Origin of the sequence: Ktedonospora formicarum (assembly GCF_016587355.1) — a bacterium.
Taxonomy (GTDB): domain Bacteria; phylum Chloroflexota; class Ktedonobacteria; order Ktedonobacterales; family Ktedonobacteraceae; genus Ktedonobacter; species Ktedonobacter formicarum.
In genome coordinates, this window is the sequence record NZ_BNJF01000002.1 from 1460275 (window position 1) to 1484079 (window position 23805).

A 23805-nucleotide genomic window follows, 5' to 3' on the forward strand; every position below is an offset into this window, starting at 1 on the left:
ACACTGATGGATCACTGGCCACTGTTTTACCGGGGCTGTCTCGGATGTGTTGACGTTCTAAAAGACAAGCTCATCTAGACAACTGTTTCATGTTGGGATATGCTCCTTCTCTACCTCTACAGCGTGTTCACAATGATTGAGTTAGATGGCAAGGGAACGTGTCTCATTTTCCTAGAGATGGTGTGATGGGCAAAGTAAACCAGAACGTGGCGCCCTCGCCAGGAGCACTCTGCACCCCAACGTTTCCCTCATGCCGTTCAATGAACACCCGGCACAAATAGAGGGCCAATCCGAAGCTCAGATCCAGTTCATGCTGGACGGCGTTGCCTTTGGTGCGATAGAAGCGTTCCCAGAGATGATCAAGATCTTCTCTCGCAATGCCTGCTCCCTCGTTGTGGACGGAGACCCGGGCGAGCGCTTCCTCAACCCGTATGTGCACCTCGACAGGTCGCCCAGGGGGAGAAGAGGTGCGTGCATTCGTCAGAAAGGTGGTGAGCACGTACGTGATCCGCCCCGCATCGGCGAGGATGGGCACCTTTGGTTCCAAAGGCGGAACATCCAACGTGATGGGGGGTTCAGGCGCAGCGTGTTGCTGCCCGACCACCACCTCTCTGAGCAGAGTGCCCAGATCCTCAGGTCTCAGGGAGAATGGGAGCGTATTGGTCTGGATCCGTGCATCATCGATCAAATCATTAATCATCTGCTGCTGAAGTTGGGCACTCTGCGAGGCGGCTGCGAGGGGTTGCTGAACATAGGCAAAGGGTTCGCAGACCTGAACGGACGAAGGAGTAAGCTGCCCTTTGAAGGTCTGCAATCGGCGCTGGGCTAATTGCAGATTGCCCATGATACCCGTCAGTGGGGTGCGCAGTTCATGACTGGCCAGGGTCAGAAATTCGCCAGCCAGGCGACTCACTTCCTGCTGGGCAAGGGCTCGGTTCTTTTTCCCTTCCTGCGCAGAGAAATCGTGAATGCCCTCAATGAGCAGCATGGTCTGCGCGGTGACGGCTTTCACGAACGCGATCTCTTCTGGCGTGTACGCTTCTTCCGAACTCGCTTTGGCGACCATCAGCATCCCAACACACTGCTGCTCCAGAAACAGAGGAACGAGCAGGAAGGTCTCGGTGTCATGAGATGCAGAGCAAAGAGACGCCGGAAAAGGCAAATGTTTCCCGAGGCGTGCAATGGTGTGCAACCGATCCATCGCAATCACTACCTCTTGGTTAGTGCCCAGGCGAGTGTATGCCGCGTCGCCAAGCACTTCTGAGGGATGGAAATATCCCCCGATGTCCCGCCAGTACTGTTCTTGTTCAGCAGTATAGCCGCTTCCCACGACATAATACAGATGGCCTGATCGATGACCGTGCGCGAGCATATCCACAGTGTGACAATTCAGGATAGACTGGATGACATCTACCACTTGTTGGGCCACGAAGAGTACCGGAGATGAGAGGAGGAAGGTTTCTTCCGGCAAGACGCGATCCACCTGCTGCATTGGGCTTCGGAAGCCACTTCAAAGAGTGTGCGAGCAGCGGCATTGATCCGTAGAATCTTCTGGTTGCGATCACAGACAATGAGACCCTCTGGGAAAGACTCCCAGATAGCTTTCAACTGGCGAAATTGCATTTGATCGTGGGGTGTGATCCTCAAAGAGCGGGAGTAAGGAATGGGCTTCCCTGTAGGCGTTCCACCCCGTTTCTTTTTACGTTGTGTGACATGGTGCGTTTTACCCACCACATAATCTCTTTCGGCAATGTTCAATTGCGCTGCAAGCTGAGAAAAAGAACATTATTCTAAGTTTATTGTATGCGTCGTAGAAAAGAGACTTCAATCTCATCATCGGAGAGCAATTCATGTGTGCGAGTGCGACCTGGCGCTCGGGTTATGCAAAGATGTTCGCTATAGTACGGCGAACAAGTAAGATCCGAGATCCGTTTGATGGCTTGTAGATATGATATTTCGAGTGGCATAAGGATCCAATGGACAGACCTCATGGGGGATGACTGGAACAATTCGCAAAGTTCTTCCCTATCATTTCTGATACCTCTCACCAGATTTCCACACCAGATCGATAGTGGTAATTGCACAATGTTTGCATGGTTTCACTATGTAAAACACAGAATCAGGATCCTCTTGCAGTTCTGGGGCGGTAACTCACTCAAAAGCGCGGTGGTCCCTGGTGAATACGCTGGTGTATCTGCTCAACAGTGTGATGGGGAGCAAAGTGCTCCAACCACCAGGTGGCACCTGCTTGGGCAAATGAAGCCACATGTGCTCCAGCCCGTGCTTTGTCAGTCTCGCTGGTCAGTCCAAAGGCAACCGCATCGAAAGGGGTTGTTTGCGTCCGCTGGATAGAGATAGAGCCAAGGATCTCTCGGAAATCCTCTGGAGTGACCTCACTCCCGCTCTTCTGGGGAAAGACCCCATCGAACTGAGCCGCACGACGAAAAGGCTTTTTGTGAGGCCAGTTGCCCGCGACCCAGATGGGAATGCGTGGTTGCTGAAGGGGTTTAGGCAGAAATTGTACCCGGCTGAGATGATAATGTTCTCCCTCATAGTTGAACTCTTCACCACTCCACAAGTGCGTCAGGATGGCAAGTCCCTCATCGAGCTTCTCTCCATGAATTCTGGCATCAGCTATCTCGCCGAAGTCGTGGTATTCTCCATAGTAGTCGCCCCCTAGACCAACCCCGAGGATAAGACGCCCTCCTGAGAGGTAGTCAAGCGTGACGGTTTCACGTGCCAACTTCCAGGGGCGACGGCGCGGCAACGGCGTGACCATCGGACCAAGTTTGATGGATTTCGTGCGCAGTGCAATCGCGGCCAGGAGAATCCAGGGGTCAGCGATTGCTATGGGTTCCGACGATTCGGCGTGTTTGAAATTGATGTGATCCCAGAGAAAGAAACCATCCCAACCCTCCTCCTCAGCTTCATGAGCCAATTCGGCGACTAGGTGAGGATTGCTAAAAGGACCAAAGTGGGGAATATCAATGGCAAATTTCACAGATAATGCTCCTTTTCTATATTTGGTGGTCGGCGAGGACCTCGGTGATCATACGGCGAGCAGTGGTAGCGAACACTGGATTTGTACTCTGGTAATAGGGGAGGGCGATCAATCCGATGGACAGTGCCCAGCTTCGCCCTCGCGCCCAGGTTGCGTCATCAATCGATAGGGCTGCGCGGAAGATGTCCCGCGTGCGGACGGAAAGCAGACTCCACGCAACAATCAAGTCGCAAGCGGGATCACCTACGCCCAACCCCTCGAAGTCGATGACGGCACTGAGTCGGCCTTGTTGGACAAGCAGATTTCCTGGTAACAAGTCTCCGTGGGTCAGGATGGGTGCGCCGCGCCACTCTGGTACCTGGAGGGCTGCCTCCCATGCCGTAGTCACCGCGTCGGTATCGAGCACGCCGGAAAGTTGGGCGATGGCGGTACGCGTGGGGACATCCCGCATGGAAAGCGGTCCCCCACGAGAGGATCTGGGCAGCTCAGGGGACGACCAACCCGCAGAATCGACTCGCTGTAAAGCAGTAATGAATTGAGCCATATCACTCGCCGCCTGGTCTTCATCGACAATACGTTGTCTTTCCGCGTTCTCACCTTCGAGCCACCGATAGATGGACCAATGCCAGGGATAGCCTTCGCCGGGCATTCCCATAGCGAGGGGGACAGGAACGGCAAGCGGCAGATGCGGAGCAAGCCTCGGCAACCATTGGTGCTCTTTGCTCATTTGTCCAGTAGCACCTTCGATGCGTGGAAGTCGCACGGCCAGGTCTGGGCCTAGCCGATAGAGCGCGTTATTGGTTCCAGCGGAGGGGACCGGCTCGATGGGGAGGTCCGCCCACTGCGGAAACTGGGCCGCGAGTAACCGCCTTACGAGAGTGCTACCAATCTCCACCTCATCGACATGCATTTTACCCATCAATTTTCTCCTCTTCTTGCGCGAATTTCTGATGCGCTTAGTATAGATGAGCAGTGGTGGTAGTGTGATCTGCCAAAAGTGGTAATCTGCCATACAGACCAGGGGTATTTCTGTTTCTGGGCGGAGTGGTAGGTGTCTGGAGGATTGAGAACAGTCATACAGCGAAACTACAGAAGCTTAAATTTGGTAGCTTGTGCGAGCGCCTGTGTGCGGCTGCTTACGCCCAACTTGCTGTAGATGTTGCGCGTATGGACTTTGACGGTGCCTACACTCAGCACCAAGCACTGGGCAATTTCGCGATTGGAAAGCCCCTGGGCAATCAGAGTGAGCACTTCTAATTCCCGCTCGCTCAGCGGTTCGAGCAACGTGTGGTTCGCGCTCTTGCGAGCAGTCTTACCCATATTGCCTAGGATTGACCGAACCGTGGCCTCCAGATCCTGAGCAGCACCACGTTCCCAGGCAGCTCGATACACCTCCTCGCCAAGTTTGCATCTCAGGCCATCGCGCAGGCGTGCTACAAGTGGCCATCGCCGCAGCCACCCACTGGCTCTGCTTGGTTGCTGAAAAGCCAGGCCCAACAGTTCAGCAGCGGCCTCTAGCATGCCCTCATGGGCAAGTGCAGCTGCTTCCAGGACCAGGCAGAGCGTTGCCGGGCCGGGATCGTCGCATCGATAGTTACTTCTTCCCCAGAAGAACGTCGCGTAACTCAGCCGGGCGTCTTCATACTTACTCTGTCCGCAGTCCACTACTGCCTGCCCCCAGCACTTCCCCAGATTGTACTGATTGCCGAAAAACAACTCTAATGGAATGGAGCGGCCAGTCTGCGTCAGCGCCGCGCTTTCCGCATAGGATTCGTCCATTACGCAAAGTACAAATGCTCGCAGATCTGCTGCTAACCTTGCCCCATCGAGGTTGTCAATCTCATGAGCCAGATCGCGCATCTGCTCGGCCAAAGCCAGGGCTTCTTCTAGTTCACCTTTCAAGAGGGTTGCCTGGGCCAGATTGAAGAGGGCCTGAAGAGTACCTTTCGCGCTTCTCATTTCGCGCATCAACACGAGTGCCTCTCGCGCATAGACTTCATAGGCGAGGTAATTGAGCTGGTCAAGTGAGGCACAAGAGAGATTGAGCGTAATCCAAGCGACGCCGTGGCGATCCCCAATCGCGCGCCGCAGGTCGAGGCTTTGCTTGAGGAGTACCTGCCCTGAAAGATGCACATCATCAGAGGTCAATGGTATCTCCCAAGCCAGCCAGTTCAGTGCTTCTGCCAGGCAGAAAGGATCACCTAGTGCCTCGAATACAGCGGTACTTTCCTGAAAGAGCGTTGCAGCCCTTGTGGGGAAATGTGAGTGTTTCCCATTTACCTCCCAGACAGCGAGAATACCTGAAACGAGCAAGCAGAATCCAATCTCTGCCTGATCCTGCCGTGCACGTGCCGTAGCCAGACAGGTGTCAATCTGAACGCGTAGATCCTGTTCTCTGTGCAGGCTGCCTAGCAAAATCAGGTGGATCAGCCGTGCTTGAATGCGGCTGAATAGGAAGTGTTGCACCTCTGTGGGGGATGGTGGGAACTGCTCGACTGCTGCCTGGAGTAAGGCGACGATTTCATGATACCGTCCGCGCATATCGGCGAACAGACGCAAGCTTTCGACCGCCAGGGAAAGCATCACAACATGCCTCTGCTGAAGAGCCAGGTGCCAGGCGTGGCGCACATTCTCAAAGTCAGTCGAAATGGCGTCTAACGCAGCGACCTGTTGGTGTGCTTTAATGTCGCTCTCAAGTCGATGCAGCAAACCAAGATAGTAGTCGATGTATACTTGCTGGACCGCCGCCTGGCCAGCCGCCCCTAGCCGTTCCGCGCCGTATTGCCGCAGCAGTTCATGAATCTCGTAGCGTCCCGAGGTGGTCCTGCGCACCAGCGATTGATCAATCAGCTTGGCCAGCGTCGGGAGAGATGCTCCAGCCACGCTTTCTGCCGCCCCGCGGGTAAATCCGCCGCGAAAGACGGAGAGCTTCTGGAACACCTCGCGGTCTGTTTCACGCATCAGCTGCCAGGAGTGATCGAATACGGAACGCATGCTGCGGTGGCGCTCTGGCAGATTGCGCACACGGGTTGCCAACAGATCCAGATTGCGTTGGATTTCCTGAGCAATGTCGGTGGGACGGAGTGTCCCCAGCCATCCAGCCGCCAGTTCAAGAGCCAGCGGCATTCCCTCCACCAACTGGCAGATGTCTACCACACCTTGCTCGTCTTCGATCAGATCGAAGTCACCGTGTATCCGGCGTGCGCGTCCCACAAACAACTGCACGGCACTGTAATCGCCTGCTGCCTTGCCTTCTTCTTGATCAGGATAGGCGAGACCCGTAATCGGCCTAATCCACTCTTCCTGGAGGTTGAGCACTTCACGGGAGGTGGCGAGGATTTTCAAGCCAGTAGTGGCTGCCAAGATATCGGTAAGGAGATCAACCCCATCCAACAGATGCTCTACATTATCCAGCACCAGCAAAACCTGTTTTGTCTGCTTTTCGTGCAGATACGCAAAAAACTGCTCGCGTGGGCTGCGACTTCCCTGCTGAAAATGAAACGGCATGGCTTCGGCAATGGCTGGCAGCAGATCGTCGATCCAGGAGAGCTGAGCAAGCGACACCCAAAAGACGCCGTCAGGAAAGAAAGCACGGTGGAGTGAGGCGGCTTCCATCGCCAACCGGGTCTTGCCGATTCCCCCTGGCCCGACCAGCGTCAGTAAGCGGCAGGAGGGATCAGCGAGCACTGTACCGACCTCAGCGATTTCCTGCGCTCGGCCAAGAAAAGAGGTAGGTGTTGGTTCAATATGATGCATGCTTGCTCTCTATCTGTCTAACGTATCTCATTTATCACGGCTCAAAGTGCTGTGATGCTTGGTTGCTGTTGTTTCATCTTGTCTAGTTTATCATAGACTGAACGGAAGACAGTTGCCAAAGGATCCACAAGGAATTCTTGCCAGCCATCCCTCTTCCAACTTCCCCTATCCTTCGGGAGGATATTGGAAAAGGCGTTTCCCACTCCGCGATTCCCAGACTTGGACGAGTTTTTCAGAAGCGCTATCAGTAAGAAAACAAGCGGCGATGAATGCTCCATCAGGCGTACAGGTCAATCCCCAGGTACGTGAAATAACCCTTGGATCAAGTTGCTTGTAGGTATGAGCAGTCTTGCCATTGGTGACATTCCAGCTCACAATCTGTCCACTATTATCCCCGGTGACGATCAGACCACTGCTAGGCAGCCAGATCAAGGCATCAACATTAGGGACTTGGTATTGCTTGAGGTTCCTTTGTGGGTAGCCGACGGCCTTTTGCACAACATCGGTAGGTGGAGGAGCGAACGCTTTTACTGGCATGTTTCCCTCAGCCAGCAGCATCGTATCATGCCAGATCTGTGCTCCTCCACCCAGGTCCGTTATTTCAGAAGCCAGTATTCTATGCGTAGCGCGATCTGTTCTGGAGAGTGTTCGTCATCACTTAAGTGTGTTGCAATGATCTGCTCTAAGGCGACCAATGGGTGACGAGCGTTGCGTCGATAATAATCGATAGACTTGTTGTAGGCGATGCGGCGGAGCCAGGCAAGTTGTTCTCCCTCGCTCCAGTTCAGCCAGACCTGATTCTCTAACGCCACAATAAATACGTCCAACAATACGTCATCCGCATCTTCTTTTGAAGAAATAGAGCGTGCGATATATGTCAAAATGATATGTGCGTAACGATCATAGAGAAGTGCAAGTGGTGAGTCATCAAAACCAACCTCCGTTTGAATCTGGCGCATACAATTCCCTCAGCATGAACATTTTCTGCTTTATAAATCGCTCTGCTCGCAAAAATGTTAACACACCTCAGTACTTTGTATGTTGAGGAAGCCCTTCCCTCTCGTGTTGAGGAGGCATCCAGATCAAGAGAGAAGGGGATGCCATCTTTCGTCTCGCTGGAGGCAGGAATATGGCGAAAGCTGAGTTGAGGAGAGGGAGTAGAAACAGCTGAGGGAGAAGAACAGGATGGCGCTTGCGTATGGAGAGAATGTTCGTTACATGTATAAAGAGAAAATAATAAAGTACATGCTAGGCTTACCACCGCTTGTTTGTTTACTGCTTATTATTGTTGGCATCCGTTGATGCAAAACCTCTTGCTTGTTGCTTTTTCGAGTGGGAAGGACTTAAGCGGGGCAAGCCCAGCACTTACGTGAACATGCCCCTTTTCTTGTTGTGTCTTTCTCCACAAAAATTTGAATGACATCCACCATGAGATAGGTACTTGACAATCTTCTCGCAAAAAATATATACTAAGTATAAGTTTGATGATAATATAAAAATAGATCTCATTCAAAAAAATGGAGATATCTTGATGGCTATGCAGTTTGACGCAGCGGAAACACCATCTTCAAGCTTTTTTGGGACACAGCTTTTGAATGATCCGTTTCCCCTGTTCGCACAAATGCGCGTGAGGGGAGCTGTGGTACCGGCTCCTTTTCCAACTGGTGGACGACAGAAAGCCTGGATGATTACGCGTATGGAAGAATCACTTCTGGTCTTGAAAGATAGCAAGCGTTTCACTGTCACCCCTCCAGTTGGAGAAGACAATGTGGTGGGTCAGCGGAGGGGAGAGGCGGAAAATGCCGGTTTTACCATTTTTAGTCAATCTATGTTGAGCGTCGACGGTCTGGACCATCGACGTCTGCGTGGGCTAGTTTCCAAGGTTTTTACTCCCAGATATATCCAGGAGTTGCGCCCAAGTATTCAGCAGATTGCTGATACGCTGCTCGATCGGGTTGAGGGGCAGGGCAAGATGAACCTCGTTGAGGATTTTGCCTTTCCTCTGCCTATTAACGTCATTTCCAACATGTTGGGCGTGCCTCACGACAGTTGGGATGTGCTTCGCGAGGGGTCCCGGGCGCTCATAGATGGGGGACCGATTATTCTGGATGAGAAAGGAGCTGCCGAGCGGGCAAAAAAACTTCGCGCATATAATGCATATATCGTTCAACTGATCGCGGAAAAACGCCGCCAGCCCCAGGACGACCTCATCAGCCAGCTGATCCAGATCGAGGAGGAAGGGGATCGTCTGAGTGAGCCGGAACTCTTATCGATGATTGGTTTGTTGATTGTAGCCGGACATGAGACAACATCGAATCTCATCGGGACCGGCATGCTGGCTTTGTTCGATCATCCAGAGCAGTTGGCACAGCTCCGAGCAGATCTGAGCCTTGTTCCCATGGCAGTCGAGGAATTGTTGCGCTTTACTGGGCCGGTGCTAACCCCTGTGCCACGTCGGGCCATGGAAGATGTTGAACTCGGTGGACAACACATCTCGCGGGGAGATATTCTGATTCCGGTTTTAACCTCGGCCAACCGCGATGAGAGACACTTCACAGACGCGGGGGAACTGGATCTGGCACGCCGTATTGATCGTCATCTGGCTTTTGGACAAGGGATACATATCTGCTTGGGCGCTCCTCTGGCGCGTCTGGAAGGAGATATTGCCTTTACCACTTTGCTGCGACGCCTGCCAAACGCGCGCCTCGCTGTACCACGCGAAGCCATTACGTGGCATGGCGCGCTCAACGTACGTGGGCTGACCAGCCTCCCGATTGCTTTTTAACATTTCCGCTACAAATGATAGAATAGTGGCGTCAGAGCCGCTTGCCTACTGAGGAGGCGAGACTGGGATGGCCTATGTCCATCCCATGCTCGCTCTTCTCTATTTTGGCTGTGGTGTATGGAATTGTCCGTTGGAGAGAGGAGACGAAAGGGTATGGAGGCAAAACGTGATATGGGTCATTTGCCTTTACGTGAGCGTAACAAACAACGCACCATTCGACAAATTGTGGAGGCTGCTCGCACGCTATTTCGCGAGGTTGGCTATGAGCGGACTACCATGGATATGGTCGCGGTCAAAGCCGAAGTGAGTCGTGGCACATTGTTTAATTATTTCCCGACCAAAATGGTGCTCCTGCTCCCCTTTGCGGGCGATCTCTATGAGCAGTATGTTCAACCTGCAGTACACAAATATCTGGAGACACAACCAGAGATGCTCGATGTGCTCCGTTTTCTCTTCCTGAAGATTGGCGAGCAAATATTAACGCACCCGGATATCGAGCAGGCTTTGCGGCAGGAGTTTTATTCTCCGCAGTCAACCATGAATGCAGTGACCAATCGTACCGGTTTCTTTGATATGCTCCAGGCGCTTGTATCCTATGGGCAGCAGCGTGGGGAAGTGCGCACCGATATTGCTGTGGAGAAACTGGCTCACTATATCGGCATATTGTATTTATCGCTTGTGCGTCCCATGGGCGATGGAGTACGCTCACCAAGTGGATACACTGCTGAAGTTGAGACGTTGCTGGCCTTCTTGCGCAACGCACTTTGCTCTTGAGTTCTATCATTGGAAATGCTGGTGGAGGCAAATCGAATGATCGAATGTATATAGACGGCTTTCCAAGCCGTCTATATGCCTGTTTATCCGATGGACCCACTGCAAAGGAAACCAGGGTGTTTTCCTGCCTCCGCAGAAGAGTTTCATCCAAAACATGCCGCGATTTTTGCTCAAGAACGGTGGATTATCGACTATACCACCACGTCAGTGGAATAGGTTGCGCATGATGTTGATCTGGTCATTGATACGGTGGGTGGTGAGAACAGGATCGCTTGCTCTCTGTGCTCAAACGCAGTGGCACGCTGATTTCAACGACCTGGGGTCATTACTCGACGTCGCATACAGTTTCGGCTTCTTTGATCGTTCAGGATGTGGTTCTCCTGCTCCCCACGACGGCGCAACTCGCTGAGATTGGCAAGCTCATCGTTACAGGACGTGTGCGTGTCGAGATTTCGATGGTTTACCCACTGGCAGAAGCATACAAAGCGCACGAAATACATGCATAGTCCCTCAAGCCCCATATTCCGCAAATCCTGCTCGAAAATCCCCGGCTTTTGGCGCAAAGAACGATTTTCGGAACAGCACAGCTTACACTACGCTTTGATGTTTAGACTAAACCGAACAAGTGGGAGTGTTCCGTCAGAGCTTTCTGCACCTATCACGCAACCCCTCTCGCCTGCGCGCATGCATCTTTTGGGAGTTGAGATGAAAAAGCGCTCAATCAGGACGATTGACTTGATGGGCCGTAAGAAACAAGGTAACACAGGCGTCAATATGATGCCCCATCTTCTCACTCGTAAGAGCAGGTCCTACTCCCAGACGTGCTCGCTCGATGATCTGCCCTTCCAGCAAGGCTAAAAAAGCCTGCGCTGAAAGGCGAGGATCGGGAACGTGGAATATCCCTTGGCGATCAAGTTCTTGAAGGTACGCACTTAATCGGTCCAGTGCCTTCGTTGCCTGGCCCGCTGAGGAAGCAGGGTTCAACGCCATCTGGATTTCTGATGTCTTGTGGTCTGGTGATGCTTCTGGAGCCTCACAACCTTTACAAGAGTCTCTCTTCGAGTGCTGGACCACGACGGCAGCACTGGCACGTGATACCAGCCGTGTGCGTATCGGTCAAATGGTCACCAACAACGTCTTTCGTCATCCTGCGCTGCTGGCGAAAATGGCAAGCACCGTTGATGTGATGAGTCATGGTTGGCTCACGTTGGGAATTGGGTCAGGCTCTCCTTTACTTGCTGCTCAGTTTCGTGCCTATTATGGTTCTGATTTTCCTCCGACCTCTATTCGCTCTGGCCAATTGCGCGAAGCGGTCCAGATTCTCCTACGTATGTGGACGCAGGAAGAGGCCACATTTGAAGGGAAATACTATCAGGTGAATGGCGCCATCAATCAGCCCAAAGGGGTGCAGCAGCCTCACATCCCCTTGCTCATTGCTGGTGGTGGCGAGCAAGTGACGCTCAAACTGGTGGCGCAGTACGGGGCTGCCTGTAGTTTGTATGGCGATCCTCAAACGGCATTGTGAGACTGTTGGACGCGACTATCAAAGTATTCATCGCACAGTAGGAACGACCTGTATTCTAGGGGATACTGATGAGCAGGCCCAGGCAAAAGTTCCTGAGGCAACAAGAGCCTATATGAGCAATGCTGCACTGATTGGTGGTCCTGCGATGATCCGCAAGCGTATAGCAGCGTACGAGGAAGCAGGCGTACAGGAGTTGCTCCTCAGGTGAAACACAGGCTAAATCGCTGCCAGAGGTGACTCAATCGCTGTGGTTTGAACGGAAATGGTCGTCGATCTACGAAGCCTTTGAGAATCGTTTTTTCTCGAAAAGAGTAATGAAGAGCCCTGGAATGACTTCTTTTTCCCCAACTTCGACAAAACCGAGCTGGGTATACAGCTGTTTCGCTGGAAGATTTTTCGTTCCTGTTGAAACAATCACCCTTTCCATGTCCTCCTCTGCATGTTCAACAAACTGGACCAACGCCTTGCCAATCCCTCGACGGAAAGAGGCAGGATGAACGACTAAACGGTGAATATCAAGAAGTTCAGACGCTTTTTTGTACGAGATGGCTCCTACCAAGCGTTCATTGACCCAATAGCCATAGAACGTTTCATCGCACCGTTGAAGCGCTTGGAGGTCTTCATGCAAAGCTGGAATGGCAAAAGAACCTATCAGTTCTGCTTCGACAAAGTAGGCAGCCCGTTGCACTTCAAGCAATTGCTTGGCTTGCTGCACGTCTTGAAGATGGATTCTGTGGATCATGGTCCTCTCCTTTTTGCTTGTTCGATCGTGTTGTTGAAGTTGGCGCCAGTGAGAGAAGAATCCGTCTCCGAAGGACATCAAGGCCTGCCCGACCATACATACTTCGCTTAATGAGTTCCAATTTCGTAATCTGTCCTTCCACCTGTCCGTTCGATCCCAGCAGCAAAGCTGTCCAACTCCGCAATCGGCTCATAACTTTTCATTGTGTAATTCACTGTTTTAGAGGAAGAATGGGCAGACTCTGACACATATCTTTTCACCATTGATGAGTCGATTTTTATGAACAAGCGTCTTCCATTTTTCTGCTAGTTCTTCAACAGATCGAAAAGATATGGGATGGAAACTTGTCTTTTCCCAGTATCTTTGATGCCCAGCTTTCTCTACATGCAGAGAAAGCTGGATACAGAAAAAGTTTGAAGTGCTGTCAACCAGTGATACAGGACAAGAAGCGCTGTGTTCTCTGTCCATTAAGTGCCCTAGCCATAGGGACGGGTGAAGATTTCTAAGCCGTGCCCAGTTGGGTCGAGGAAGTAGATGCCCCGTCCACCATGATTGGTATTGATGCGACCGGGCAGGGTCATCTGGGGATCGGCCCAGTGTTCGATCCCATCTTGGAGGATACGCGCATAGATCTCGTCGAAACTCTGGTCATCGACGAGGAAGGCGTAATGCTGCATCTGGATGTCGTTAATGCCTGGTTCAGCGAACTGGAGAAAGACGCCCTCGTCCAGCCTGACAGAGACGAATGGTCCCCAGGTGGTTGGTTCAGGAAGGCCAAAGAGGTGCGTGAAGAAGGTCGCCGAGATGTGCCGATCTCGGGTGGCAATGATCGTGTGGTTGAATCTAACAGACATGTCTGTCCTTTCACAGTATAGCGCCTCCATGTCTGGCGTTGTCCGCCATCGACACGCGACGCTATTTCTATGATACCATCCTCACTCAGGTAAGAGCAAATGGCAGACGCACTACGGGCGGTGCCTGCCCTCTTCCTCCCAGCTAGAAACGAAGTCGAAATGACTAGACCTCATCCATTAGGATAAAGGGTGGAATCAGGATGGCGGCTCACTTATTGCGGTAGGTCGACATCAAGAAGAGATGCATATGTAGAGAAGAGGAGAGGCTCCATTCGTCGAGAAAACAAAAGAGCGCATTTCTTAATGGGTGAGGTTGGTATGGTGGTGGCTTGCCTGATCCAAGAGAAAACCTGCCTTCATAGAAAGATCCTTCTATAGACCCAAATCATCTTTCCAAACCATTTGCTCATACATTATTGGCGAGCGCGGCTTTTTACAAGGTGGGGCTCTAAGACAATGCAAAGCAGCGCGACTCAAGCGCCTCCACCCAGAAGTCCACTGCTAGCAAAACTTGACCAGCCATTCAGAGAATAACCGTTTGGATGTTTCACATACTCATTCGACGGGTAACTGGTTGGATAGTCCCTATCGGTTGCATTCTCCTCTTGTGGTACACTGAAGGCCGGATAGAATTACTTTAAAATGAGATTGTCCTATGAGTGAGATACAACATGCCGAGGAGCAGCAGCTTGTTCCTGATTGCGATTTGGGAAACACAAGGACAATAGAGATAAGACGATGCCCAAAATTCCGCTTGCAACTCTTGCCTGGTCACCAGAACATCAGGCATATCTTCTTTCTGAGCAGGATCAGCATTGTTATCTGCTCACATCCTCTGATGAACCTTTCTGGTTTTCCTGGCTTGATACGCACGCTTCGTTCTCCTTCCGAGGAATATCTGATTCTCTGAATCTGCACCGAGAGGCGCGAACACCCAATCGTTACTATTGGTATGCTTATCGTCGTCAGGGGCAGCGTGTCGCGAAGAAATATCTTGGGCAAACAAGCAATCTTTCTCTGGCTCGCTTAGAGGAAACGGCAAAAGTGCTTGGGAACAAAGAAACATCAACTCTCCCCAACAAAGCTGATCTTCTTCAGGGACCGAAGATACGAAGGACATCCCAGCGAGATACACGTGCAATTTTTAGGAAGCAACCAACCAAGATCGCACTGAAAAACAAGCCGCCGCAGCGCAGAGAACCAAATGTTGGCCTCAAGCGTGCTCGCCTGGAACATGGCTGGTCTCAACAGGAAGTTGCGGATCTTCTGGAGGTTCCCTACACTTATATGGTGGCACGCTGGGAGAACGGCACTGTTTTTCCAGGGCCAGCCTATCGCAAGAAGCTTTGCCAGCTCTTCAATAAAAGTGAAGCGGAACTCGGCCTGCTCCGGCAGGTACCCCTTGCGATCGTGCCCACAACCCACACATCCCTCTGGCCTGTTTCTGATCCTGCAACCCCGCTCCAGCTGCTCCAAACGCCTCGCCTCATTGGTCGGGAAGCCATACTCGCACAGATTGTTCAGCACTGCCAGAATGGAGACGGTATGCGACTTGCACTGACCGGTTTGCCTGGCGTCGGCAAGACAACTTTGGCCGCAGCGTTGGTGAATGAGAAACAAATCCAGCAGGCATTCCCAGCAGGCGTACTCTGGGCAGAATTGGGACCACAGCCCTATATTCCTGCGCTCCTCAGCCGCTGGAGTACGCTGCTGGGCATCAACCGTGAGGGAGGCTCTCGCAAGAGCAGCCAGCAATGGAGAGAGGTCTTGCGGGACGCCATAGGTATGAGACGCCTGCTTATCATCCTGGATGATGCCTGGACCCTTGAGGATGCTCTGGCCTGTCAAATTGGTGGACCATGCTGTGTCTATCTGCTGACGACGCGACTTCGAGAAGTCGCGTCGCAGTTTGCGATTCTGGATTCGATCCACCTCTCTGAATTGGATCGAATCCAGAGTATTGAGTTCCTGACCCAGTGTGCGCCTGTTCTGCGCGACGTTAACCAGGAAATTCTCAACAAGTTGGTACAGGCATCGGGAGGATTGCCATTGGCCCTCAAACTCATGGGCACACATATCACCGTGCAGACGCGCCACCACCAGCCACGCCGCCTCTCTACCACTTTAACGCGCCTACAGAACGCTTCAGAACGTCTACAACTTGGTCTCGAGCCGGACGCACGTTTGCCTGTAGGCACACCCCTGACGTTGCAAACGATGATTCAACTCAGTGAGGCCAGATTGACGGCAGCCGAAAAGCAGGCACTTACCGCTCTTTCCGTTTTTCCACCGAAGCCACATAGTTTCTCCGAAGAGGCTGCCCTCTTTGTCACCAGATCAACTCAGAGCACCCTGGATCGTCTGGTGGACATAGGGTTGGTTGAGGTGTGCGAAGACACACGTTATTACCTCCACCAGACTATCGCCGACTATGCCCGAACCAAACAACGCCCGAGCAAGAAACAGCAAGCGGAAAGGCATCTCATCCGCTATGTGATGGAGTACGTCGAGCAGCATCAGGAACATACGAGTGCGCTAGATCAGGAGAGCCATATCATCTTTACCGCACTGGAGATAGCCCAGCAATTCCATGAACCTGAATGCTATATCCAAGTGATTCTCCATCTCACTCGTTATCTGCATTCTCATGTTCCATATGATGTGATCTTCCCCTTGCTCCAACAAGCCTATGCGTATGCGCGCCTCAGTAGGAATGCGATTGTTCAGGCACGTCTTGCTGATCATCTCGGTGTGGCTTTTCGCGAGCATGGGAACTATTTGGAGGCGGAACAGATTCTGCGGGAAGGGCTGACAGCGCTCCAAAACCATGATCTCTCTGAAGGCCTTCAGCTTTTATCCCACTTGGGATCAGTATTTGCCCAGCAGGACCGCTTTTCCGAGGCAGCGAGTTGCTTCGAGGAAACCATTGCGACAGCAGAACGTCTGGGAGATGCCCGTCTGAGCTTCTACTACGCCGATCGCGGCGTGCTTGGACTCAATCGGAGAGATCTAAGAACAGCTGAAGCGAATTTGCTGAAAGCCTACCATCTGGCAAAGGGACACACCGCACATGCGTATCATTTTGTCATGGTCTTGCAGAATCTGGGCGTGCTCTATACTCATAAGGGAGAACTCAACCACGCACATGCTCTCTTTGATAAAGCATCTCTCATCATCGAAGCACACAAATTTGCTGATAACCGGGCAATCCACAACTACCGCCTTGGAGAAATCGCTTTTCTTCAAGGGGCATATACCCAGGCGAACAGCTTCTATGGACAAGCACTAGAACAGGCATCTGCCCTGAATTTACAGCGATGGCTCTTCTGGATCAGGCTCAAAATCAGCCTGGTTGCGATCAAAATAGGTGATTTTGAGGCCGCACGGGATGCTCTTCAACAGGCGGAAACGCACACTGCTGAAAGGACCAGAACGCATAGTGAATGCCAGTTTCTCATGGCTCAGGGACGGCTGACACTGGCACAAGAGCATTTGCAATTGGCTCGTTCGCGCTTTCTGCATGCACTGGAGCAAGCTCGTCACATTGAGCATAGCGCTTTTTGTAGTGAAAGCCTGATTTTATTAGGCATTGCCTCCTTGCAAGATGGCGATCTGAGTACCGCACATAGCTCTCTGCAAGAAGGACTTGTTCTGGCAAACACATTGGACATGCCCCAATTACAGGGAGAGGCCCTCCTGGCCTGGGGGAAGTATGCACTTCAGCAACAAGATTATGCTCAGGCACAAGAGCAATTTGAAATGGTGATACACACGATCCCCCACGATTTCCAAGAATGCATGGCTCGCGCCCATATGGGATTAGCCCTTGTTGCCAGAGCTAAACATCAGTATGAAGAAGCTCGCTCTGAGGGTAAGATGGCTCTCGTGCTATTTGAACAGATGCACCATGTGCAGGCAAAAGCTATACGTGACTTTCTGCACAGTTTGCCTGCACACTTTTAACGATTTCTTATGCTCGCCAAGCGCCCACTTAGAGTTTGGGTAACACGATCATTTTCACAAAGATGATAGCGTCTTGATATATTCTTTTGGCCTGTCCACCAGTATCATAGTTGGGTCGAGCGCAGTCTCTCACATGTGAGAGACTCCTGCTAGTGAAACGAGACACAGAAAACAGCACAGAAGGAATAACTTCTCTATGACTGAGATATCTCTCATCGATGTCCTTATTGTTGGTGCAGGACCAGTGGGCATGACGCTCGCCATCGATCTTGCCCGGCGTGGTGTGTCCTGCCGCATTATTGATCGGGCCGAGAACTATCCTATCGGGACGCGCGCCCGGAGCATCAGTCCGCGTTCACAGGAACTCTTTGCGGATCTAGGGGTCGTCGACGCACTTTCAGCCGCTACCGAGGTCCCCCTGCCTTGGTGCTTCTATGACCGCAATGGGAACGTGGTTCGCGAGGTCTTCGTCCCCCAAACGCCCCAAACGCCCACGATCCCTTATCCTGGTGACCTCAATATCAGCCAGCAGCACACCGAAGCCATCTTGCGCGAGCGTCTGGAAGCAGTTGGACTTCACGTAGAACTGGATCACACGTTCACCCACTTCACACAGTACGAGGATCACGTGGTGGCTTCCGTGCAGCATGCTGGAACGGTCAAGGAGATTCGCGCTCGCTATTTGGTTGGGTGCGATGGAGGAGGGAGCGCAGTTCGCAAGTCGGCGGGCATTTCGTTTCTGGGTGCGACCTGGGAAGAACGGTTCGCCTTGTTCGGCAACCTGCATGTCGACGGGCTGGATGCTACCCGTTGTCATTTCTGGACGCATCCGACACGAGGGCTGCTCTCGCTTTCCCCAATGCCTCGGAGCGATACCTGGTTTTTTACCGCGCCTATCACGCCCGACGAGCATGGCGTCTTTTCAACTCCTACCGTGGAGACCTTTCAGACCATCTTTGACGAGCGCGTAGGCAAGCCTGGCGTCCGTTTCAGCAATCCCACCTATCTCTCAATCTACCACGTCAATATTCGTATGGTCGATAGCTATCGCCGAGGCAGGGTCTTTCTTGCGGGTGACGCTGCTCATGTCCATTCGCCCGCTGGTGGGCAAGGTATGAACACGGGCGTTCAGGACGCTTACAATTTGGGGTGGAAACTCGCTCTTGCTTTGCGGGGCGCTCCAGACACCTTATTGGAGACCTATCAGGCCGAACGGCTCCCAGTTGCGCGCGAGCTTCTCACCACCACCACCATCCGTCTCCAATCGTGGGGCCAGGCCGATGCTGAGGGGAATTCCGCAGGCGTGCATAGTATTGCCAACCGACTTGAGGGGAAGGATGCTTTCAGTGATACGACGCAGTTGGGCATCCATTACCGCGAAAGTACGCTATCCTGGAATAGGACCACCACAACAGACATTCGCGCCGGAGACCGTGCTCCCGATGCCCCATGCCTGCATGAGAAGAGGAGAGAGCACATTCGTCTCTTCGATGTATTCCAAGGCACGCATTTCACCCTGCTTGCCTTCGGGAAGCAGCCCTTGCCGCAACTTCCCTCAGCGTATCAGAACAACCTGCGCATGTATACCATAACCCGTCCAGGAAACACGGCCACTGCCTCTCACCAAACGCTGATTGATAGCGAAGGGCATGCTCATCGCGCTTATGGCGTTCACGGAGATGCGCTGATCCTTGTTCGTCCTGATGGATACATCGGTCTCACAGGAGAGCGTTCTGAGTTTGGATCAATTCTCTTGTATCTGCAAGAGATTGTCGGTCATTGATGTGAACCGCCATTATCAGTAGAGCCAAGAAGATCTGGCCAGATTGCCAACGACCCTCAAAGTTCTCAAACATCCGTGGCCGTAAGTATGCACAGTTATGAGGAAACCGTGCATACCTCCTTCCATCCTGTTTGAAAGGGTGTTAAAGCTAGTCTGACAAAGTGATAACATGTATGCTGACCATTCATTGCCCTCTTGCTTCAGCATAAGATGGATGATTTTCTTGCCTCTCTTCCCTTGAGAGATTGTTGCCTGCCAGGGATAGCTCACTGAGAGTCTGTACTAGAAACGGTAAGTAGACACCTAGAAGAGGCGCGGGCATAACCGGCAGTTCATGATGAGGTAGCTGTGGAGACTGCTCATTGCATTGTACCGTCTGTATCCCACGTAGCGTTTCCTGTAGCGCCAGCAGACGTTTTTGAACTTGGAGAATATCGTTTGGAAAACACCCGCGCCGTATAGCATCCTCTATATTCTCAAGTGCCTCCTCAATCTGAGCCGGGAGCCTTGCGGCATCCGGCAGCGTCTGATAGGGTTTCCTCGCAGGAGAGAGGAGGTGAGAGAGAGCGATGATACTCTCGCAGAGTTGCCGCAGAGACAGACGCAGGATCGCATAACGCGTTAAATCATCCGGCGAGGACCACGGTTCGAGAGAGAGGCGCTCCAGTAAGTGTATCGCTCTTGTACATTCCTGACTGGCAACGAGGCGTAGCTCTCTCATGTTCATTGGGGAAGATGATGGGAGAATATACAGGCTGATCGCACCATGGAAAAAGTGTCGGATGGAAGCCAGAGCACTACCTACCTGATCGGGTAGTCCCTTCTTTTCCCAGCGAGGCCAGAGCAGGTAGATCGAAAGATACGCCAGTGCCGCGCCTATTAGATTACTAGCGATGCGGATCAGGGCCACGGTCCAGTTCCCAGGATGGGCGATGTCGAGAGACAATATCAGAAAGGAAGACAAGAAAAATGCATATATGCCGTAATGACGTGAACGGACCAGAAATGCGAGAAAACAAAGCAAGGCTATCAGCAGGAGGAGCAGCCCTTGTTGGTACACGATCAGAGACAATGCCCCAGCAAATATCCCGCCGGCAATTGTTCCGCCAAGACGCAGTCGAGTACGCTGATGGGTTGTGTGGAAATCAGGTTTGAGCACAATGAGAACTGACATAGCCATCCAGTACCCATGCGGAATCCTCAAGAAGAGAAAGAGAGCAGTTGCGATCGAGATGGTAATACTCAAACGCAGGGCATAGCGTACAATGCGTGAGCGAGTGTTTAGATGGTTAGCGAGTGTGTGCCAGGCGTTCGCTAGCATGGTTCGTAAGGATGGGCGTTGTCTCACTTGAGTTACTGGTGCCTTGGGGATGGCCGTATCCATCGCGGTCAAGCTCCTCTGGCAGAGTGTGACAAGTTGTTTTAAGAGATGCAACAGATGCAGTAGATGTGCTTGTGCCTGGGCGTCAGTGTTTTCTTCGGTGGGAAGAGCACCAGCCTCCGCCAGCTTCTCGACCACATCCTGGAGTGCCTTTGTAAGACCGTTTTTTCTCCTTCCCGATTGTCCCGACCAGATCGCCTGAGACAGATATGTTAGCGTCTGTTTTAGAACAGCGCTTGCCTGCATAAGCGTCTCTTGCACAACAGGAGAAGCGTGCTGCAGTGGGAAAGTTCTCAGACTCTCAGCAAACGCGATCTCCACATTGAAGAGCGCATCTGCCTGCCCTAAGAAGAATGCTAGCCGCTGGGCCGTTGGATTGGTCCCACAATGGACCTCATCGAAGATTTGGTGAGCCTCTTTGCGTATGTTTTGTAGGCTGGTACGCTGCTTCCAGAACTCCTCGGTGTGGCGCTCGTTTCCCTGCGCGTTACCAACAATCCTGAGATGGAGAGTAGTCAGCACTGCTTGTAATGCGCAGTAATAGCGAGCAACAGTCTGCTTGAGAGGTTGATACTTTCTGATAGGCCAGACCCACAGATGCAACACCATAGCCCAGACGGCACCAGAGAGCAGGATCGCGCAACGGAGTCCTGCCAGCGGTAGACTCGCAGGGGAGGCAAGAGCAATCACGAAACAGGCCGTTGTTATGTACCCCAGCTTGCCGCCTGCTTTCCCAAAGGCAGTGAGCATGCCTGTCCCGAATGCCCAGAAAACTACCACGACCGCAGATAGAAGCGCCTGCTTGCCAAGCAAGGTACCAGCGATACAGGCGCCGGCTTCAAGACAGACTCCAAGCCCCATGATGCGTGCCCGTCTGCTATAGCTTCCATCGGGAATGGCAAGCATCGTGAAAAAAGCCCCCAGCTCCAAAAAAACGGTGTTATCAGGGAAGCCAGGAAGGTGAGGAAAGAGACCGCTGACTAGGAGAGGGACAAGGATCACCGTGAGGACACGCAAGCTGTACCAGATGTCGTGTCTGTTGACGTGTAAAACATCCCTGGTCGCAGCTCGCAATGATGAGAGAAAGGATAAATAGAGTTGTGTGAGCCAGGACATGCTTGTTATTCTCCCTTTCCAGAACTCGCGGAGATATCGATTGCTACTAAGTGATGGAGGGCGGGGAGGGCTGCCCACAAGTGCTGCTGTTCCTCATCTGTTAATTGTGCCAAACGCTGCTGAAACGAAGCCTGGCGGAGTTGCTGGTAAGCGCGAATGGCTCGTCGTCCTCGCTCGGTTGGTGTCACCCAGACAAGCCTCCAATCATGCTCATCACGCTGCCGTTCCACATAGCCTTGTGTGAGCAGGCGTTTGACCATCATAGTCACCGTCGCGGGAGTTACTGCAAGATATTGCGCAAGGCTTTGCATCGTCGCGTGTTCCTGTTTAACGAGGAACCCTAAAAGGGAAACCTGTCCGGATGCAGCGCGTAGTTCTGTGATATCGTGCCATGTTTCTGGTTCGCCAGCCTCCTCTTGGGCAATGGGTGTATCAATACGCATGCGTCTAAGGAGTCTCGGAAGAAGATCAAGTAACTCCTGGGCAAGGGTAGTCGAAGAGGGTGGTGGAAAAGGAGCCATCGTGCTATCCGCCTTTCAATTCTCTCACAAATATTTTGTCTAGCTAAATATATGCTACACAAACAATATACTGAATGTCAAGGCAGCGGTATAGAATGTTCCACTAGCTATTGGGAGCGAGTTGCTTGCCACGAGATGTACTGGAAATAGCATGGAAGAGAAATGTTGGCTCAGTATTTCTCATTGAATTTCACACGGGATGCGCAACGGATGCGCTTTTGATTGAGGTACCTTCGCAGGCTATTTTGACCGTTGGAGGCATCGCGTCGTTTTTGGCCTTTCCAGCTTTCCTGCGTGCAAAGAGAATGGATTGATATCTTCTCTCTTCCTGCGAGAGAAACGGAACGATTGAAAGGAGTTCTTAGATGAACGAACCTATCACGACACCCGACACCCAACACGGTGTACCAAGCAGAGGGGGCACGCCATGGGAGGAGACTCGTCGGGTGCTGGAAACAGCCGATCTCTTTTGTCTCTCAACGGTGCGAGCCGATGGTCGCCCTCACGCCACGCCGCTCGTGGCCGTGTGGCACGACGGGACCATCCACTTTACCGCTACCGACGCCGCACAAAAGACTGTCAACCTGCGTGGAAACCCGCACGTTATTCTGACGACCGGTAGCAACCAGAAAGAAGGGCTCTCCGTGGTGGTTGAGGGCGACGCCGTGCAGATCACCGACCAGGACGCGCTCGAACGCTTAGCCTCGGTGTGGGCGACCAAGTGGGATGGAGACTGGCCATACCAGGTACGCAACGGTTATTTTTATCTCTACGATGAAGACGAACAAAGAGTTCTCACAGATTCGAACCTTGTGTTCTCCGTCAAACTCAGGAAAGTCTTCGCATTCGCCATAGGCCTCGGCCAAACCCGCTACCAGTTTTAACTACTTGCTTTGCCGCGCCACGCGACATGCATTAGCCGCGTTCTGCCTCAACCGATGGAACGCGGCGATGTTCGATCTTCGCACCAAGGCTTATCCTTGATCCCCTATTTGGCGAATTTATGGGCCACATTACAATGCTCCGCAAGCCATCGAGAGCTATAGCATGCTGAATATGACGGCCGACATCGTAGGTATGCTAGATGCGCTAGAAGAGGAGAAGGTGGTGCTTATCGCCAACGATTGGGGAGCGAACATCGTCTGGTGATGCGCACGGCTCTATCCAGAGCGCATTTCCGCGATGGTAGTCTTAATATTCCCTATGAACAGCATCTACCAGCCCACACCCGATTACTCAAGCAATGGTCGGGCAACGCCTTTAACTTCGCACTCTATTTTCAGGAGCCTGGTATAGCGGAAAAAGAGCCGGAGGCGGATACACGACGCACCCTGCGCCTATTTTTCTACTCGCTTTGAAGAAAGCAAGCACGTGCCAATCGCAGCAGAGGATCAAGTTCACATGATTGTGACCATTTTCGAGCATTCTTCAGCCCATGCAGGGAAAGCTTACTCACTGCTTGGCCCCAAAGAATATACTTACCCTGAGGCGTGTGCAGAAATTTCAAACATCTTAGGGCATGACATTATCTATGAGAAAACATCGCTTGAAGCATTTAGGAAATAATGGTTAAAACAAGAATCACCTTTTTTGGCACAACATGT

The 23805-nt window shown here is 52.2% G+C and carries 22 protein-coding genes; 10 read left to right on the forward strand and 12 right to left on the reverse strand.

Annotated features, from left to right (window positions below):
- Positions 1-163: 163 nt before the first annotated feature.
- The 7 genes from K3T82_RS25170 to K3T82_RS25195 all read right to left on the reverse strand — a co-directional run bounded on the left by K3T82_RS25170 (position 164) and on the right by K3T82_RS25195 (position 7716).
- Entirely contained in the window at positions 164-1492 is a 1329-nt protein-coding gene (locus K3T82_RS25170; protein WP_307811148.1) for a sensor histidine kinase, read from the reverse strand.
- Entirely contained in the window at positions 1411-1623 is a 213-nt protein-coding gene (locus K3T82_RS49635) for a PAS domain-containing protein (RefSeq protein WP_307811179.1), read from the reverse strand. Before K3T82_RS49635 ends, K3T82_RS25170 begins: the two co-directional genes overlap by 82 nt.
- Positions 1624-2155: 532 nt before the next feature.
- Positions 2156-3001, reverse strand: coding sequence for an LLM class flavin-dependent oxidoreductase (locus K3T82_RS25175; RefSeq protein ID WP_220196305.1), 846 nt, complete (start codon positions 2999-3001; stop codon positions 2156-2158).
- Between the two features lie 16 nt (positions 3002-3017).
- Entirely contained in the window at positions 3018-3920 is a 903-nt protein-coding gene (locus K3T82_RS25180) for an aminoglycoside phosphotransferase family protein (RefSeq protein ID WP_220196306.1), read from the reverse strand.
- A 167-nt stretch (positions 3921-4087) separates the two neighbouring features.
- Positions 4088-6757 (reverse strand): LuxR C-terminal-related transcriptional regulator, encoded by a 2670-nt coding sequence (locus K3T82_RS25185; RefSeq protein ID WP_220196307.1) that lies wholly within the window; start codon positions 6755-6757, stop codon positions 4088-4090.
- Positions 6758-6922: 165 nt separating this feature from the next.
- Complete coding sequence (locus K3T82_RS25190; RefSeq protein WP_220196308.1) at positions 6923-7294, reverse strand: hypothetical protein; 372 nt, start codon at positions 7292-7294, stop codon at positions 6923-6925.
- A gap of 59 nt (positions 7295-7353) precedes the next feature.
- Positions 7354-7716, reverse strand: a complete 363-nt coding sequence (locus K3T82_RS25195) for an RNA polymerase sigma factor (protein WP_220196309.1) — start codon at positions 7714-7716, stop codon at positions 7354-7356.
- A 572-nt stretch (positions 7717-8288) separates the two neighbouring features.
- Here K3T82_RS25195 and K3T82_RS25200 point away from each other — a divergent pair.
- The 3 genes from K3T82_RS25200 (at position 8289) to K3T82_RS25210 (ending at position 10822) form a co-directional block, all read left to right on the forward strand.
- Positions 8289-9542, forward strand: a complete 1254-nt coding sequence (locus K3T82_RS25200) for a cytochrome P450 family protein (protein ID WP_220196310.1) — start codon at positions 8289-8291, stop codon at positions 9540-9542.
- A gap of 153 nt (positions 9543-9695) precedes the next feature.
- Positions 9696-10316: a TetR/AcrR family transcriptional regulator gene (locus K3T82_RS25205; RefSeq protein ID WP_220196311.1), complete on the forward strand. Its 621-nt coding sequence runs from the start codon at positions 9696-9698 to the stop codon at positions 10314-10316.
- Positions 10317-10588: 272 nt separating this feature from the next.
- Entirely contained in the window at positions 10589-10822 is a 234-nt protein-coding gene (locus K3T82_RS25210; protein WP_307811149.1) for a zinc-binding dehydrogenase, read from the forward strand.
- 211 nt (positions 10823-11033) lie between these two features.
- Here K3T82_RS25210 and K3T82_RS25215 read toward each other — a convergent pair whose 3' ends face one another.
- Complete coding sequence (locus K3T82_RS25215; protein WP_220196313.1) at positions 11034-11306, reverse strand: TetR/AcrR family transcriptional regulator C-terminal domain-containing protein; 273 nt, start codon at positions 11304-11306, stop codon at positions 11034-11036.
- Between the two features lie 16 nt (positions 11307-11322).
- Here K3T82_RS25215 and K3T82_RS25220 point away from each other — a divergent pair, with 16 nt between their 5' ends.
- The gene (locus K3T82_RS25220; protein WP_236031507.1) at positions 11323-11841 is read left to right on the forward strand and encodes an LLM class flavin-dependent oxidoreductase; all 519 of its coding nucleotides are present in this window, start codon (positions 11323-11325) and stop codon (positions 11839-11841) included.
- Positions 11816-12049 carry an LLM class flavin-dependent oxidoreductase gene (locus K3T82_RS47825; RefSeq protein WP_236031509.1) on the forward strand — a complete coding sequence of 78 codons (234 nt, stop codon included), beginning with the start codon at positions 11816-11818 and terminating at the stop codon, positions 12047-12049. Before K3T82_RS25220 ends, K3T82_RS47825 begins: the two co-directional genes overlap by 26 nt.
- Positions 12050-12115: 66 nt before the next feature.
- Here K3T82_RS47825 and K3T82_RS25225 read toward each other — a convergent pair whose 3' ends face one another.
- Together K3T82_RS25225 and K3T82_RS25230 are read right to left on the reverse strand one after the other, a co-directional pair.
- On the reverse strand, positions 12116-12583 hold the full coding sequence (locus K3T82_RS25225) for a GNAT family N-acetyltransferase (RefSeq protein ID WP_220196314.1): 468 nt from the start codon (positions 12581-12583) through the stop codon (positions 12116-12118).
- Positions 12584-13059: 476 nt separating this feature from the next.
- Positions 13060-13437, reverse strand: coding sequence for a VOC family protein (locus tag K3T82_RS25230; RefSeq protein ID WP_220196315.1), 378 nt, complete (start codon positions 13435-13437; stop codon positions 13060-13062).
- Between the two features lie 738 nt (positions 13438-14175).
- Here K3T82_RS25230 and K3T82_RS25235 point away from each other — a divergent pair.
- Both K3T82_RS25235 and K3T82_RS25240 read left to right on the forward strand, forming a co-directional pair.
- Positions 14176-17400, forward strand: a complete 3225-nt coding sequence (locus K3T82_RS25235; RefSeq protein WP_220196316.1) for an NB-ARC domain-containing protein — start codon at positions 14176-14178, stop codon at positions 17398-17400.
- 196 nt (positions 17401-17596) lie between these two features.
- Positions 17597-19183 (forward strand): FAD-dependent monooxygenase, encoded by a 1587-nt coding sequence (locus K3T82_RS25240; protein WP_220196317.1) that lies wholly within the window; start codon positions 17597-17599, stop codon positions 19181-19183.
- Positions 19184-19367: 184 nt separating this feature from the next.
- Here the strand turns inward: K3T82_RS25240 and K3T82_RS25245 are convergent, their stop codons facing one another.
- Together K3T82_RS25245 and K3T82_RS25250 are read right to left on the reverse strand one after the other, a co-directional pair.
- Complete coding sequence (locus K3T82_RS25245) at positions 19368-21680, reverse strand: FUSC family protein (RefSeq protein ID WP_220196318.1); 2313 nt, start codon at positions 21678-21680, stop codon at positions 19368-19370.
- Between the two features lie 5 nt (positions 21681-21685).
- Complete coding sequence (locus K3T82_RS25250; RefSeq protein WP_220196319.1) at positions 21686-22201, reverse strand: MarR family winged helix-turn-helix transcriptional regulator; 516 nt, start codon at positions 22199-22201, stop codon at positions 21686-21688.
- 365 nt (positions 22202-22566) lie between these two features.
- On the opposite strand from K3T82_RS25250, the gene K3T82_RS25255 reads away from it, so the two are divergent.
- The 3 genes from K3T82_RS25255 to K3T82_RS25265 all read left to right on the forward strand — a co-directional run bounded on the left by K3T82_RS25255 (position 22567) and on the right by K3T82_RS25265 (position 23767).
- The gene (locus K3T82_RS25255; RefSeq protein ID WP_220196320.1) at positions 22567-23085 is read left to right on the forward strand and encodes a pyridoxamine 5'-phosphate oxidase family protein; all 519 of its coding nucleotides are present in this window, start codon (positions 22567-22569) and stop codon (positions 23083-23085) included.
- 261 nt (positions 23086-23346) lie between these two features.
- On the forward strand, positions 23347-23559 hold the full coding sequence (locus K3T82_RS25260; RefSeq protein ID WP_220196321.1) for a hypothetical protein: 213 nt from the start codon (positions 23347-23349) through the stop codon (positions 23557-23559).
- A gap of 43 nt (positions 23560-23602) precedes the next feature.
- Positions 23603-23767, forward strand: a complete 165-nt coding sequence (locus K3T82_RS25265; RefSeq protein ID WP_220196322.1) for a hypothetical protein — start codon at positions 23603-23605, stop codon at positions 23765-23767.
- Positions 23768-23805: the final 38 nt, after the last annotated feature.

What these genes read in the sequence shown, in the direction of transcription:
- K3T82_RS25170 (WP_307811148.1), bottom strand. Translation starts at nt 1,492, where the DNA reads ATGCAGCAGGTGGATCGCGTCTTGCCGGAAGAAACCTTCCTCCTCTCA.
- K3T82_RS49635 (WP_307811179.1), bottom strand. Translation starts at nt 1,623, where the DNA reads ATGCAATTTCGCCAGTTGAAAGCTATCTGGGAGTCTTTCCCAGAGGGT.
- K3T82_RS25180 (WP_220196306.1), bottom strand. Translation starts at nt 3,920, where the DNA reads ATGGGTAAAATGCATGTCGATGAGGTGGAGATTGGTAGCACTCTCGTA.
- K3T82_RS25185 (WP_220196307.1), bottom strand. Translation starts at nt 6,757, where the DNA reads ATGCATCATATTGAACCAACACCTACCTCTTTTCTTGGCCGAGCGCAG.
- K3T82_RS25190 (WP_220196308.1), bottom strand. Translation starts at nt 7,294, where the DNA reads ATGCCAGTAAAAGCGTTCGCTCCTCCACCTACCGATGTTGTGCAAAAG.
- K3T82_RS25195 (WP_220196309.1), bottom strand. Translation starts at nt 7,716, where the DNA reads ATGCGCCAGATTCAAACGGAGGTTGGTTTTGATGACTCACCACTTGCA.
- K3T82_RS25200 (WP_220196310.1), top strand. Translation starts at nt 8,289, where the DNA reads ATGGCTATGCAGTTTGACGCAGCGGAAACACCATCTTCAAGCTTTTTT.
- K3T82_RS25205 (WP_220196311.1), top strand. Translation starts at nt 9,696, where the DNA reads ATGGAGGCAAAACGTGATATGGGTCATTTGCCTTTACGTGAGCGTAAC.
- K3T82_RS25215 (WP_220196313.1), bottom strand. Translation starts at nt 11,306, where the DNA reads ATGGCGTTGAACCCTGCTTCCTCAGCGGGCCAGGCAACGAAGGCACTG.
- K3T82_RS47825 (WP_236031509.1), top strand. Translation starts at nt 11,816, where the DNA reads ATGGCGATCCTCAAACGGCATTGTGAGACTGTTGGACGCGACTATCAA.
- K3T82_RS25225 (WP_220196314.1), bottom strand. Translation starts at nt 12,583, where the DNA reads ATGATCCACAGAATCCATCTTCAAGACGTGCAGCAAGCCAAGCAATTG.
- K3T82_RS25230 (WP_220196315.1), bottom strand. Translation starts at nt 13,437, where the DNA reads ATGTCTGTTAGATTCAACCACACGATCATTGCCACCCGAGATCGGCAC.
- K3T82_RS25235 (WP_220196316.1), top strand. Translation starts at nt 14,176, where the DNA reads ATGCCCAAAATTCCGCTTGCAACTCTTGCCTGGTCACCAGAACATCAG.
- K3T82_RS25240 (WP_220196317.1), top strand. Translation starts at nt 17,597, where the DNA reads ATGACTGAGATATCTCTCATCGATGTCCTTATTGTTGGTGCAGGACCA.
- K3T82_RS25245 (WP_220196318.1), bottom strand. Translation starts at nt 21,680, where the DNA reads ATGTCCTGGCTCACACAACTCTATTTATCCTTTCTCTCATCATTGCGA.
- K3T82_RS25250 (WP_220196319.1), bottom strand. Translation starts at nt 22,201, where the DNA reads ATGGCTCCTTTTCCACCACCCTCTTCGACTACCCTTGCCCAGGAGTTA.
- K3T82_RS25255 (WP_220196320.1), top strand. Translation starts at nt 22,567, where the DNA reads ATGAACGAACCTATCACGACACCCGACACCCAACACGGTGTACCAAGC.
- K3T82_RS25265 (WP_220196322.1), top strand. Translation starts at nt 23,603, where the DNA reads ATGATTGTGACCATTTTCGAGCATTCTTCAGCCCATGCAGGGAAAGCT.